Origin of the sequence: Microbacterium faecale, from assembly GCF_014640975.1 — a bacterium.
GTDB classification, from domain to species: Bacteria; Actinomycetota; Actinomycetes; order Actinomycetales; family Microbacteriaceae; genus Microbacterium; species Microbacterium faecale.
Map to the genome: position 1 here is coordinate 1,196,395 of NZ_BMHO01000001.1, position 11,508 is coordinate 1,207,902.

The window sequence follows — 11,508 nt, forward strand, 5'->3', positions numbered from 1 at the left end:
CCTCAGCGCCTCGTCTGCCGGGAGCGCCGGCGCCGCTGGATCAGGGACATCGTCGTGTCCTGCACGTCGGCGAGCGGCTCGCCGTCGGCGCTGAGGTGGTGCCGCGTCCACGAGCCGTTCTCGCCGAGATGCCAGGTCGCGGATCCCTCGTTCATCGCGAGGTCGACGTAGTTGATGAGGTCCTGCATGTGGCGCGGATCCGTGACCTGCACCAGCGCTTCGACGCGTCGGTCGAGGTTGCGGTGCATCATGTCGGCGCTGCCGATGTAGACCGTCGCATCCTCTCCCTCGCCGAACGCGAAGATGCGCGAGTGCTCGAGGTAGCGTCCGAGCACGCTGCGCACGCGGATGTTGTCGCTCACGCCCGGCAGATCCACGCGCAGGCTGCAGATGCCGCGCACCCAGACGTCGACTCTCACGCCGGCCATCGAGGCCCGGTAGAGCGCGTCGATGATCTGTTCGTCCACCATCGAGTTGACCTTGATGCGCACGTACGCGGGTTTGCCCTCCGCAGCCCGGCGCGTCTCGCGATCGATGCGCTTCAGGAGTCCCTTGCGCAGGTGGAGCGGCGCGGTCAGCAGGCGCTTGAACTTCTTCTCGATCGCGTAGCCGCTCAGCTCGTTGAACAGACGCGTGACGTCGCGGCCGACCACCGGATCGCACGTGAACAGGCCGATGTCCTCGTACAGGCGGCTTGTCTTGGGGTTGTAGTTTCCGGTGCCCACGTGCGTGTAGTGGCGGAGCTTGCCGTGCTCCTCGCGCAGCACCGACGCGATCTTGCAGTGGGTCTTGAGCCCCACGAGACCGTAGACGACGTGCACGCCGGACTTCTCGAGGATCCGCGCCCATTCGATGTTGTTGGCCTCGTCGAAGCGCGCCTTCACCTCGACCAGCGCGAGCACCTGCTTGCCGTTCTCGGCGGCGTCGATGAGGGCCTGCACGATCGGGCTGTCGCCCGAGGTGCGGTACAGCGTCTGTTTGATCGCGAGCACCTGCGGATCCCGCGCGGCCTGCTCGAGGAACGTCTGCACGCTGGTGGCGAACGACTCGTAGGGGTGGTGCACGAGCACGTCGCCCTTGCGGATCTGCGCGAAGACGTCGGCCTTGGCGTGCTTCGAATCGGAGTCGACGGGCTGGAACGCCAGCGCCGTCACCGGGACGTGCTTGTTGTAGCGCAGGTCGGGGCGATCGACCTTGTTCAGCTGGAAGAGGGCGCGCAGGTCGAGCGGAGCGGGGAGGCGGTACACCTCCTGGTGAGTGATGTCGAGCTCGTCGAGCAGCAGTTCGAGAGTCACGTCATCCATGTCCTCGGTGATCTCGAGGCGGATCGGCGGCCCGAACCGGCGCCGCAGCAGCTCCTCCTCGAGCGCCTGGATGAGGTTCTCCGACTCGTCCTCCTCGATCACCATGTCTTCGTTCCGCGTGAGGCGGAAGGCGTGGTGCTCGATCAGCTCCATGCCGGGGAACAGCTCGTCGAGGTGCTGGGCGATCAGCATCTCGAGCGGCAGGAATCGGTCGCGCGGGCTGTCGGGATCGTCCGCGCCGTCGGCCTCGCTCGGCACGCGGATGGCGCGCGGCAGCATGGGTGGCACCTTGATGCGCGCGAACTCCTCGCGGCCGGTCCGCGAATGACGGATCCGCACCGCGAGGTTGAGCGACAGCCCCGAGATGTAGGGAAAGGGGTGGGCCGGGTCCACGGCGAGCGGCATGAGGACCGGGTAGACGTACTCTTCGAAGTACTCGTACAGGAGGGTCCGCTCGCGCTCGGTGAGGTGATCCCATTCGACGAACTCGATCTTCTCCGCCGCGAGCGCGGGGCGCACGTCCTCGCTCCAGACGCGCGCGTGCCGCTCCTGCAGGTCGTGCGCCATGTTGCTGATCCACTCGAGCACCTTCTGCGGCGTCGTGCCGATGTTCGTGGGCACCGCGAGGCCGGTGACGATGCGGCGCTTGAGGCCAGCGACGCGCACCATGAAGAACTCGTCGAGGTTGCTCGCGAAGATCGCGAGGAAGTTCGCCCGCTCCAGCAGGGGCACGGTGGGATCCTCCGCGAGCTCGAGCACGCGCTGGTTGAACGCGAGCCAGCTCAGCTCGCGGTCGAAGTAGCGGTGATCGGGCAGGTCGGATCCGGCGGCCTCGATCAGCTCATCGAAGTCGTCATCCTCCGAGTCGCCCAGCCCGGTGTCGACGATCGTGGAGTCGGTCATGCGTTCCATCCTGACACCGGGAGGGAAATCCAGGGTGAATTCTCGTCAGCGGACATCATGCGGCTGCTCGTCGCTCACCTGGAAGCGATACCCGACGTTGCGCACCGTGCCGATGAGCTGATCGAGGTCACCGAGTTTCGCCCGCAGGCGCCGCACGTGCACGTCGACCGTGCGCGTGCCGCCGAAGTAGTCGTAGCCCCACACCTCGCTCAGCAGCTGCTCGCGCGTGAACACCCGCGACGGGTGCGTCGCGAGGAAGTGCAGCAGCTGGAACTCCTTGAACGTGAGGTCGAGCGGCTTGCCGCGCACCTTCGCGGAGTACGAGGCCTCGTCGATCGTGATCCCCGACGTCTGTACGCGCGTCGTCGCGGGGTCGGCCTCTTGGCGCCCCAGCGCGAGACGGATCCGCGCGTCGATCTCGGCGGGGCCAGCCCCCGTCAGCACGATGTCGTCGACGCCCCAGTCGGGGGAGACCGCGGTCAGTCCGCCCTCCGTCGTGACGAGCAGCAGCGGTGAATCGATGCCCGTCGTGTGGAGGATCCGGCACAGCGATTTGGCGCTGACGAGGTCGCCGCGCGCATCGACGATGAGGACGTCCGTGCTGGGCGCGCCCACGAGCTGCGCGGGTGAGGCGGAAATCTGCTGAACGTGGTGCCCCAGCAGCTCCAGTGCGGGCAGGGGCGGATCGATCTCCGGTGCGGAGCTCAGCACGAGCAGATGGGCCACGGGACACTTCCTCTCGGCCCGTAGACGGGCCTGGCGTGGAAGTATTTTATGTCAGACCGGGGACGCCGCGTCACGGTGGCCGTGTCGCATCGGGCAGAATGGGATCCACGGAACGCAGACGAGAGGGGAGCGGCATGACGGACGCCGAGGCGCGCCGCCCGGGCGGCATCGTCGGGCGCATCGCCCGCAGCCAGGGCCTGATCCTGCCGTGGAGCATCGCTCTCGTCCTCGCGCTCGCGACCGCATTTTTCGGGCCGAGCCTGCAGCGCTGGGAGTGGTTCTCGGCGGTGGCGGGAATCAGCATCATCGTCGCCTTCGCCGTGCAGCTCATCATCGGCCGCGCCGACGGGTTCATCCTGCGCACGGCGACGGCCGCCCTCGGATCCGTCGTCATCGTCGGCATCGTGTCTCTCGTCGTCGCGCTGTTCACCGCCGTGGCTACGGGCCTGACGCTGTTCCCCGCGGAGTTCGCGTCGCTCTGAGCGCGCGAGATAGGATGTAGTCATGTTGGAATTCCTCGCCGGCGTCGACGTCTTCGCACTCGAGATGTTCTTCCTGGGCCTGCTCGGGCTCGCGAGCGTCGCGATTGCGTTCGTGTCGGGCGCGGTCCTCCTGAACCTCTTCCGCGGCCAGAAGTAGCGCCGGGCCTGCGGGTGCACGGCACCCGGCCCTGCCTGTCGTGCGCGCGGATACGCTGGGAAGACCATGATCGAGATCCCCTCTGACGCCCCCGCGGACATCGTGCCGCTGTACTGGCTGATCGGCGTATGGGAGGGAACGGGCGTCATCGATTACCACGTCGGCGACGTGCACTACTCGGGCGAGTTCTCCCACCGGGTGAGCTTCAGCCACGACGGCGGGCCGTTCCTCAACTACTCCGCGACCGCCACCCTGCTCCCGGCAGGCGACCGGCCACGCCAGCAGCTCGTGTCCGAAACCGGCTTCTGGCGCCTGGCGCGCGAGGCGACCGATCAGGTGCCAGGACCGGGCCTGCTTCCCGCGCTCGCCGCGGAGCCGGCGCGCACGGCCGAGGACGTGGAGCGGCTGCGCACCGCGCCCGACGGCGGCTTCCCCGTCGAGGTCATGCTGAGCCACTCCGACGGCGTGCAGGAGCTCTACGTCGGAGAGGTGAACGCCGCGCGGGTCGATCTCGGCACGGATGCCGTCGTCCGCTCGGCCAGCACGAAGCCCTATGCCGCCGCGACCCGGTTGTACGGGCTCGTCGACGGTCATCTGCTGTGGGCGTGGGACATCGCGGCGCTCGGTCGCGAACTCGCGTCCCACGCATCGGCGCGATTGGCAAAGGTGTCCTGATGACGAACCCCTTCCTCACGAGAGACGGCGTCGTCGCTGACGACGGCGTCATCCAGCACGCGGGCAACCCTGTCCGCGAGCAGCGTTCGCTCGACAACGGATCCGCGATCGTGTCGCGCGACGACCGCGCCGTCATCTCGATCACGGGCGAAGAACGCCGCAGCTGGCTCGATTCGATCACCTCGCAGGCCGTCGCGCGCCTGCGCGCGGGGGAATCGACCGAGCTGCTGGTGCTGGATCCGCAGGGCCGGGTCGAGCATGCCGCCGCCGTCGTCGAAGACGGCACGACACTGTGGCTGATCGCAGACGCGGCGGATGCCGCGCCGCTCGCGAAGTGGCTCACGATGATGCGCTTCCGTGCGCAGGCCGAGATCGTGGTGCGCGACGACCTGCACGTCGTCGGCGTGATGCGCAACGGATCCGCGTACGAGCGGGTCGTCGAGGCCGCGGTGCGCGAGGGTGACGCGCCCGCCGTCTGGCACGATCCGTGGACGGGCGTCACGCCCGGGGGATGGCAGTACGCGTCGGTGGCGGAGCATCCCGGATCCGATTACGCGTGGGCGGAGGCGGTCGTCGCCGATCTCGCGCCCCTCGCGGACCTGCCGGTTGCGGGCGCGCTCGCAGCGGAGGCGCTGCGGATCGCGGCCTGGCGCCCGCGCTGGGCAAACGAGGTCGATGAGCGCTCCATCCCGCACGAATCCGACTGGCTCCGCACGGCGGTCCATCTCGACAAGGGCTGCTACCGCGGCCAGGAGACGGTCGCGAAGGTGCACAATCTCGGCCACCCGCCGCGCCGGCTCGCGATGCTGCACCTCGACGGATCCGATTCGGTTCTCCCGGCGCGCGGCGACACGGTCTTCGACGGCGAACGCGAGGCCGGGCAGATCACGTCCAGCGCGCTCCACCACGAATTCGGGCCGATCGCGCTCGCGATCCTCACGCGGCGCACGCCGGGTGAGGCCGCGCTCGAGGTCGAGACCGAAGGGACCCGCGTCGCGGCGTCGCAGGAGATCATCGTCCCCGCCGACGCTGGCCGCACGGCGGAGGTGCCGCGGCTGACCAGGCTGTCTCGTCGGAAGGCGGTCGACCCGCCGCAGTAGGCTGGTGGCATGACGCACACGCTGATCCTGCTCCGTCACGGGCAGAGCGACTGGAACCAGAAGAACCTCTTCACCGGGTGGGTCGATGTCCGGCTCACCGAGCAGGGCCGCGCGGAGGCGAAGCGCGGCGGCGAACTGCTCGCCGAGCAGGGGGTGCTGCCCGATGTGCTGCACACCTCGCTGCTGAGCCGCGCGATCCAGACGGCCAACATCGCCCTCGACGCCGCCGACCGTCTGTGGATCCCCACGAAGCGATCGTGGCGCCTCAACGAGCGCCACTACGGCGCGCTGCAGGGCAAGGACAAGGCGCAAACCCTCGAGGAGTTCGGCGAGGAGCAGTTCACGACCTGGCGCCGCTCGTTCGACGCGCCGCCGCCCGCGATCGACGCGGACGACGAGTTCGCGCAGACGAACGACCCGCGTTACGCCGGTCTCGACGACATGCCGGCCACGGAGTCGCTGAAGCTCGTCATCGACCGCATGCTGCCGTACTGGGAGGGCGAGATCGTCCCTGACCTCTCCGCGGGCAAGACGGTCATCGTCGCGGCGCACGGCAACTCGCTGCGCGCGCTCGTGAAGCACCTCGACGGCATCAGCGACGAGGACATCGCGGGCCTCAACATCCCCACGGGGATCCCGCTGGTCTACGAACTCGACGACGAGATGCGCCCCGTGAAGGCGGCGCGCTATCTCGACCCCGAGGCCGCCGCGGCCGGAGCCGCCGCCGTCGCCTCGCAGGGCAAGAAGTAGCCCACCGACGAAGGAGGGGCCAGGAGGATCGATCCTCCTGGCCCCTCCTCTTCGATGCGTCGGTCAGGCGCCGAGGCTGTCCTCGTCGTCGGACCCCGCCCAGTCGCCCGTGGCGAGGTACACGACCTTCTTCGCCACCGAGACGGCGTGGTCGGCGAAGCGCTCGTGGTATCGGCTCGCGAGCGTCGCGTCGATCGCGTGCGGGATCTCACCCGTGAACGTGTCGGCGAGCACGCGCTCGTAGACCGAGGCGTGCAGCTCGTCGATGTCGTCGTCGGTATCGCGGATCAGCGTCGCGTACTGGAGATCCTGGGTCTTGAGCAGCTTCGTGAGGGTACGCGCGACCTGCACGTCGAGCTCGCCCATCTTCGTGAAGGTCTTCTTGAGGCCCTTCGGGATCGCGCGCTCGGGGTATCGCGAGCGCACGAGCTGCGCGATGTGCTCGGCGAGGTCGCCCATCCGCTCGAGCGAGGCGCTCACGCGCAGCGCCGTCACGATCACGCGCAGGTCCTGCGCGACCGGCTGCTGCATGGCCAGCGTCTCGATCGCGATCTCGTCGGTGCTGAGGACGAGCGCATCGATTCGGTCGTCGTTTGCGATGACGTCTTCGGCGAGCGACACGTCGCCCGACGCGAACGCCGCCGTCGCCTTCTCGATGGCTTCGGTCACGAGCTCGGAGATCTCGGCGAGCCGCCCCTGGATGTCTTCGAGGGTGTCGTGGAAAACTTCGCGCATATCGTCTCGCGCCCTTCCGCTGATGGTGGTTCCCGCGTCGCAACGTGCAACGGGCGTCGCGCACGGCAACCGCGAGTGTGCCGAGCGAAGGTTAACGGCGGGTGGAGTCCTCATGAACTCTCGCCGGGCCGTGCCGGGATTCTCGCGACCGGATGCACGGCGACCTTCACGTCCACCCTACTCTGGAGGCATGCCCGCATCTCTGATCGCGCTCCTCGTCGGAGTCGCCATCGGCGTCGGCGTGACTCTCATGGTGCTGGCGGCGCTCCGCGCGCGCCGCCGCGCAGAGGAGAGCGCGCACCCCACGGTGCCGTCCGCCGTCACCGCGATGCTCGATGCGCTGGACGATGCGGCCGTCATCACGAACTCCTCGGGCATCGTCGTCGCGACATCGCCATCGTCGACGTGGCTCGGTGCCGTGGCCGGCACGCGCCTCGACCAGGAGGAGCTACGCGAGCTGATGAAGGAGGCGCGCGAAACGGGACTCAGCGAGTCGCAGACGATGCGGATCCGCGCCGGCCGCCTCGACCGCGAGCCGCGACTCGTCGTCGCCCGCGCGGCGCAGATCGATCCCGGTTTCGTCGCCGTGTTCGTCCGCGATATCTCCGAGCAGGAGCGCGTGCAGCAGATGCGGCAGGACTTCATCCAAAACACGAGCCACGAGCTCAAAACGCCGGTGGGTGCGATCTCGCTGCTCGCTGAGGCCCTCGAGATGGCCGCGGACGACCCCGATCAGGTGCGACGCTTCTCGGGGCGCGTCTCGGCCGAGGCCGATCGGCTGGGACAGCTGACCGGACGGATCATGAACCTGTCGCGACTGCAGGCGACGGGCGAGGTGATCGACGTGTCGACGATCGCGGTCGACGAGGTCGTCATACGCGCCGTCGAGGCGCATCAGATCACCGCAGCGGGCGCCGAGGTCGAACTCGTCACCGGCGGAGAGCGGGGCCATCACGTCCGCGGGGACGCTCGCGTGCTCGTCGAGGCGCTCAGCAACCTCGTCTCCAACGCCGTCGCGTACTCGCCGGCGGGCTCGCGCGTGGGCATCGGCGTGCGGGTCGAGGACGGCATCGTCGAGATCGCGGTGACCGACCAGGGCATCGGCATCACGGAAGACGACCAGAAGCGGATCTTCGAACGGTTCTACCGCGCCGACCAGGCGCGCTCACGTCACACCGGCGGAACCGGGCTCGGCCTCTCGATCGTCAAGCACGCGATCCAGCGTCACGGGGGCGAAGTGCGGCTGTGGTCGCGCGAGGGCCACGGATCGACGTTCACCATCTGCCTTCCCGCGGTCGACACGGAAGAATCCGCGTCCGGGAAGAGACACGCCAAGCGCGCGGCGAAGCTCGCCGCGCAACGGAAGGAAGAGAAGGCATGACGCGCGTTCTGCTCGTGGAAGACGAACCCGACCTCGCGGATCCGCTCGCGTATCTGCTGCAGCGTGAGGGCTTCGAGGTGGAGATCGCGGACGACGGAGAGAAGGCCCTCCGCCGGTACCGGGAGGGCGGCGCGGATGTCATCCTGCTCGACCTCATGCTCCCGGGAATGCCGGGAACGGAGGTGTGTCGTCAGATCCGCACGACGAGTTCCGTACCGATCGTGATGCTGACCGCGAAGGACAGCGAGGTCGACATCGTCGTCGGGTTGGAGCTCGGTGCCGACGACTACGTGACCAAGCCGTACTCGTCGCGGGAGCTTCTCGCCCGCATGCGGGCCGTCCTGCGTCGCTCGATGGCGTCAGAGGACGACCTCGACGAGCATGTGCTGGAGGCCGGGCGGGTGACGCTCGACATCGACCGTCACACCGTCTCGGTCGACGGCGAGCAGATCGCGATGCCGTTGAAGGAGTTCGAACTGCTCGAGCTGCTGATGCGCAACACAGGGCGCGTGCTCACGCGCGGTCAGCTCATCGACCGCGTGTGGGGCTCCGACTATTTCGGCGACACGAAGACGCTCGACGTGCACATCAAGCGGATCCGGTCGCGCATCGAAGTGACGCCGTCGAAGCCGCAGATGCTCGTGACCGTGCGCGGTCTCGGCTACCGTTTCGAGGGATAGGCATCCAACGAGTGAGGGCCCCGCGATTCGCGGGGCCCTCACTCGTTGATCCGAGAGGATCAGTGCTCGGTGTCGACCTCGAGCACCGGCGCGCAGAACTCGGCGTCGTACTCGTCGTTGGGTGCGAGGTCGGAGTACTCGGTCAGGCAGTTGTTGAGGACGGGAACCTCGATCTCGACGCCTTCGCCGAGGCCCGGCTGGATGTACATGCTGACCGTCGCGCCCGGCATGATCCCGAAGTCCTCAATCAGCTCCGGCTCGGCGTTCGCGCCGAGGCTCACCGTCTCGTCGGCGGGAACGTCGATCGACGCGTCGCCGTCGCCCCAGTCGATCGTGAGGGTCTGCGCCTCGTCGGTGGTGTTGACCAGGACCGCGATGAAGTTGCCGGCGGCGCCGTCGTAGTCGGCGACCACGAACGCGTTGCGGACGTCAAGGCCGTCGGTCTCCGCCGCCGGGAGGTTCACGCCGTCGGAGGCCGTGTACTCGAAGGTCGTCGCCTGAGTCGTAACCATGTTGCAGCCGGTCGCGGTCACGAGCACGAAGCCGACGGCGGCGAGAGACGCGATGAAGCGCGATTTCACGGATCCTCCTGGTGGTGCGAGCGCCACACATGACGCGGGGCCACCTTCCATCTTAGACGCTGTCGCCGCGCGTTCTGACGACGCGACTCGACGGTCGGAGCGGAATCCTAGTACAACCTGCGCTGTGGTAAAGTAGATAAGGCTGGGAAGGACGTAATTCATATGCTTTTTGAGGTTGGCGAGACTGTCGTTTACCCCCATCATGGGGCCGCAACCATCACCGAAGTGAAGACCCGAGTCATCAAGGGTGAGGAGAAGACCTACCTCAAGCTCAACGTCACACAGGGCGACCTCGTGATCGAGGTTCCCGCCGACAACGTCGACCTCGTCGGCGTTCGCGACGTCATCGATGAGAGTGGCCTCAAGGAGGTCTTCGACGTACTGAAGGCGCCCTTCACCGAGGAGCCGACCAACTGGTCGCGTCGCTACAAGGCGAACCTCGAGAAGCTCGCCTCCGGTGACGTCATCAAGGTCAGTGAGGTCGTTCGCGACTTGTGGCGCCGCGATCAGGACCGCGGACTGTCCGCGGGCGAGAAGCGCATGCTCGCCAAGGCGCGCCAGGTGCTCGAGTCTGAGGTCGCGCTCGCGAAGAAGGTCGACGAGGAGGAAGCCGCGCGCATCCTCGACGAGGCCCTCGCAAGCGAGTAAGCGCACCGCACCGTTTGTCGTCGCCCCGCACCCAAAGGTGCGGGGCGACTAGGTTTGTGTACCGTGAGCATCGCCCGAATCGACACCGCGATCGTCATCGTCGCCGCTGGCAGCGGCGCGCGCCTCGGCGCCGGAGCGCCCAAGGCGTTCGTCGGCATCGACGAGAGTCCGATCCTGCGGCACTGTCTCGACGGTGTCTTCGCCGCCGCCCCGGCACAGGTGATCGTCGTCGCGCCGGAGGAGTATCTCGGCGAAGCGCTGTCGATCGCGCATGCGGCCGCGGATGACGCGGACCGGCGGGCCGCGGATCCGCGAGACGTCGCCCCGTCCCCGCAGCATGCGGGTCCGGCCGCTGTCGTGAGTGAGCAACGTCGCGATCTCGTGACGGTCGTCGCCGGGGGCGCTACCAGACAGTCCTCGGTCGCTGCGGGGCTCGCGCGCGTGTGGCCGGACGTCGACCTCGTCCTGGTGCACGACGCGGCGCGGGCGCTGACGCCGCCGGAGGTCATCGACCGCGTGGCCGAGCGCGTGCGGGAGACCGGGCACGGCGTCATTGCGGCCGTCGACGTCATCGACACGATCAAGCGGGTCGACGGATCCCGGATCGCCGCCGCCGTCGACCGATCGGAGCTCGCGACGGCGCAGACGCCGCAGGGGTTCCGCCGCGATGTCCTGGACACCGCCTACGAGCGCGCGACCGAGGAATTCACGGACGATGCGGCGCTCGTCGCCGACGCGGGTCACGACGTGCTGCGCGTGGAGGGATCCGCGCTCGCGTTCAAGATCACGACCGCCGCCGACCTCACCCGCGCGCGCGATCTCGTGCGTCGAGCGTCTCGGAATTCGTCGGCGCTCGGCGATGAGCGGGAGAATCTCGAGACGCTCGCCGAATTTCCCGAAGCTCGGCGACCTCACCTGCCGCGCGTCGGCGTTGGCACGGACGTGCACGGTTACGGCGGAGACGGATCCCTATGGCTCGCGGGTCTCGAGTGGCCTGGCGAACCGGCACTGTCGGGCCACTCCGACGGCGATGCGGTCGGCCACGCGATCGTCGATGCCGTGCTGAATGCCGCCGGCCTCGGCGACATCGGCACCCACTTCGGCACGAACCGTCCCGAGTTCGCCGGCGCGCATGCCGAGGCGTTCCTCGCGGAGACCGCACGGATCCTCGCCGACGCGGGCTGGCAGATCGGCAACGTTGCGGTGCAGCTGCAGGCGAACCGTCCGGTGTTCTCGCCGCGTCGCGCGGAGGCCGAGCGCGCCCTCAGCGACGCGCTCGGGGCCCCCGTGACGGTCTCGGCCACGACAACCGATCGGCTCGGCTTCACGGGACGTGGCGAAGGGGTGCACGTCATCGCGACGGCCCTCGTCGTACCGCGCAGTTAG

At 68.4% G+C, this 11,508-nt stretch carries 13 protein-coding genes; 9 read left to right on the plus strand and 4 right to left on the minus strand.

What is annotated here, in order from left to right:
- Positions 1-2 precede the first annotated feature (2 nt).
- Both IEW87_RS05520 and IEW87_RS05525 read right to left on the minus strand, forming a co-directional pair.
- Positions 3-2,207: an RNA degradosome polyphosphate kinase gene (locus tag IEW87_RS05520; protein ID WP_188711274.1), complete on the minus strand. Its 2,205-nt coding sequence runs from the start codon at positions 2,205-2,207 to the stop codon at positions 3-5.
- Between the two features lie 45 nt (positions 2,208-2,252).
- On the minus strand, positions 2,253-2,933 hold the full coding sequence (locus IEW87_RS05525; RefSeq protein WP_188711275.1) for a response regulator transcription factor: 681 nt from the start codon (positions 2,931-2,933) through the stop codon (positions 2,253-2,255).
- 134 nt (positions 2,934-3,067) lie between these two features.
- Here IEW87_RS05525 and IEW87_RS05530 point away from each other — a divergent pair, with 134 nt between their 5' ends.
- The 5 genes from IEW87_RS05530 (at position 3,068) to IEW87_RS05545 (ending at position 6,097) form a co-directional block, all read left to right on the plus strand.
- Positions 3,068-3,415 carry a hypothetical protein gene (locus IEW87_RS05530; protein ID WP_188711276.1) on the plus strand — a complete coding sequence of 116 codons (348 nt, stop codon included), beginning with the start codon at positions 3,068-3,070 and terminating at the stop codon, positions 3,413-3,415.
- A 22-nt stretch (positions 3,416-3,437) separates the two neighbouring features.
- Positions 3,438-3,572, plus strand: coding sequence for a hypothetical protein (locus IEW87_RS15135; RefSeq protein WP_268234592.1), 135 nt, complete (start codon positions 3,438-3,440; stop codon positions 3,570-3,572).
- Positions 3,573-3,638: 66 nt separating this feature from the next.
- Positions 3,639-4,247 (plus strand): heme-binding beta-barrel domain-containing protein, encoded by a 609-nt coding sequence (locus IEW87_RS05535; protein ID WP_188711277.1) that lies wholly within the window; start codon positions 3,639-3,641, stop codon positions 4,245-4,247.
- Positions 4,247-5,347, plus strand: a complete 1,101-nt coding sequence (gene ygfZ / locus IEW87_RS05540) for a CAF17-like 4Fe-4S cluster assembly/insertion protein YgfZ (protein ID WP_188711278.1) — start codon at positions 4,247-4,249, stop codon at positions 5,345-5,347. The genes IEW87_RS05535 and ygfZ overlap by 1 nt, the downstream gene beginning before the upstream one ends.
- Positions 5,348-5,356: 9 nt before the next feature.
- The gene (locus tag IEW87_RS05545; RefSeq protein ID WP_188711279.1) at positions 5,357-6,097 is read left to right on the plus strand and encodes a phosphoglyceromutase; all 741 of its coding nucleotides are present in this window, start codon (positions 5,357-5,359) and stop codon (positions 6,095-6,097) included.
- A gap of 63 nt (positions 6,098-6,160) precedes the next feature.
- Here the strand turns inward: IEW87_RS05545 and phoU are convergent, their stop codons facing one another.
- Complete coding sequence (phoU, locus tag IEW87_RS05550; RefSeq protein WP_188711280.1) at positions 6,161-6,832, minus strand: phosphate signaling complex protein PhoU; 672 nt, start codon at positions 6,830-6,832, stop codon at positions 6,161-6,163.
- A 190-nt stretch (positions 6,833-7,022) separates the two neighbouring features.
- Between phoU and IEW87_RS05555 the strand changes: the two genes are divergently transcribed.
- Together IEW87_RS05555 and IEW87_RS05560 are read left to right on the plus strand one after the other, a co-directional pair.
- Positions 7,023-8,213: a sensor histidine kinase gene (locus tag IEW87_RS05555; RefSeq protein ID WP_188711281.1), complete on the plus strand. Its 1,191-nt coding sequence runs from the start codon at positions 7,023-7,025 to the stop codon at positions 8,211-8,213.
- The gene (locus IEW87_RS05560) at positions 8,210-8,893 is read left to right on the plus strand and encodes a response regulator (RefSeq protein WP_188711282.1); all 684 of its coding nucleotides are present in this window, start codon (positions 8,210-8,212) and stop codon (positions 8,891-8,893) included. Before IEW87_RS05555 ends, IEW87_RS05560 begins: the two co-directional genes overlap by 4 nt.
- Positions 8,894-8,952: 59 nt before the next feature.
- Here IEW87_RS05560 and IEW87_RS05565 read toward each other — a convergent pair whose 3' ends face one another.
- Positions 8,953-9,474 carry a DNA modification methylase gene (locus IEW87_RS05565; RefSeq protein ID WP_188711283.1) on the minus strand — a complete coding sequence of 174 codons (522 nt, stop codon included), beginning with the start codon at positions 9,472-9,474 and terminating at the stop codon, positions 8,953-8,955.
- Positions 9,475-9,636: 162 nt separating this feature from the next.
- Between IEW87_RS05565 and IEW87_RS05570 the strand changes: the two genes are divergently transcribed.
- Both IEW87_RS05570 and ispF read left to right on the plus strand, forming a co-directional pair.
- A complete protein-coding gene (locus IEW87_RS05570; RefSeq protein ID WP_188711284.1) occupies positions 9,637-10,122 on the plus strand; it encodes a CarD family transcriptional regulator in 486 nt (161 codons plus the stop codon).
- 54 nt (positions 10,123-10,176) lie between these two features.
- Positions 10,177-11,508 carry a 2-C-methyl-D-erythritol 2,4-cyclodiphosphate synthase gene (ispF, locus tag IEW87_RS05575; protein WP_188711285.1) on the plus strand — a complete coding sequence of 444 codons (1,332 nt, stop codon included), beginning with the start codon at positions 10,177-10,179 and terminating at the stop codon, positions 11,506-11,508.

Excerpts from the sequence above, each read along its gene's own strand:
- IEW87_RS05520 (WP_188711274.1), bottom strand. The coding sequence starts at position 2,207 with ATGACCGACTCCACGATCGTCGACACCGGGCTGGGCGACTCGGAGGAT.
- IEW87_RS05530 (WP_188711276.1), top strand. The coding sequence starts at position 3,068 with ATGACGGACGCCGAGGCGCGCCGCCCGGGCGGCATCGTCGGGCGCATC.
- IEW87_RS15135 (WP_268234592.1), top strand. The coding sequence starts at position 3,438 with ATGTTGGAATTCCTCGCCGGCGTCGACGTCTTCGCACTCGAGATGTTC.
- IEW87_RS05535 (WP_188711277.1), top strand. The coding sequence starts at position 3,639 with ATGATCGAGATCCCCTCTGACGCCCCCGCGGACATCGTGCCGCTGTAC.
- ygfZ (WP_188711278.1), top strand. The coding sequence starts at position 4,247 with ATGACGAACCCCTTCCTCACGAGAGACGGCGTCGTCGCTGACGACGGC.
- IEW87_RS05545 (WP_188711279.1), top strand. The coding sequence starts at position 5,357 with ATGACGCACACGCTGATCCTGCTCCGTCACGGGCAGAGCGACTGGAAC.
- phoU (WP_188711280.1), bottom strand. The coding sequence starts at position 6,832 with ATGCGCGAAGTTTTCCACGACACCCTCGAAGACATCCAGGGGCGGCTC.
- IEW87_RS05555 (WP_188711281.1), top strand. The coding sequence starts at position 7,023 with ATGCCCGCATCTCTGATCGCGCTCCTCGTCGGAGTCGCCATCGGCGTC.
- IEW87_RS05560 (WP_188711282.1), top strand. The coding sequence starts at position 8,210 with ATGACGCGCGTTCTGCTCGTGGAAGACGAACCCGACCTCGCGGATCCG.
- IEW87_RS05570 (WP_188711284.1), top strand. The coding sequence starts at position 9,637 with ATGCTTTTTGAGGTTGGCGAGACTGTCGTTTACCCCCATCATGGGGCC.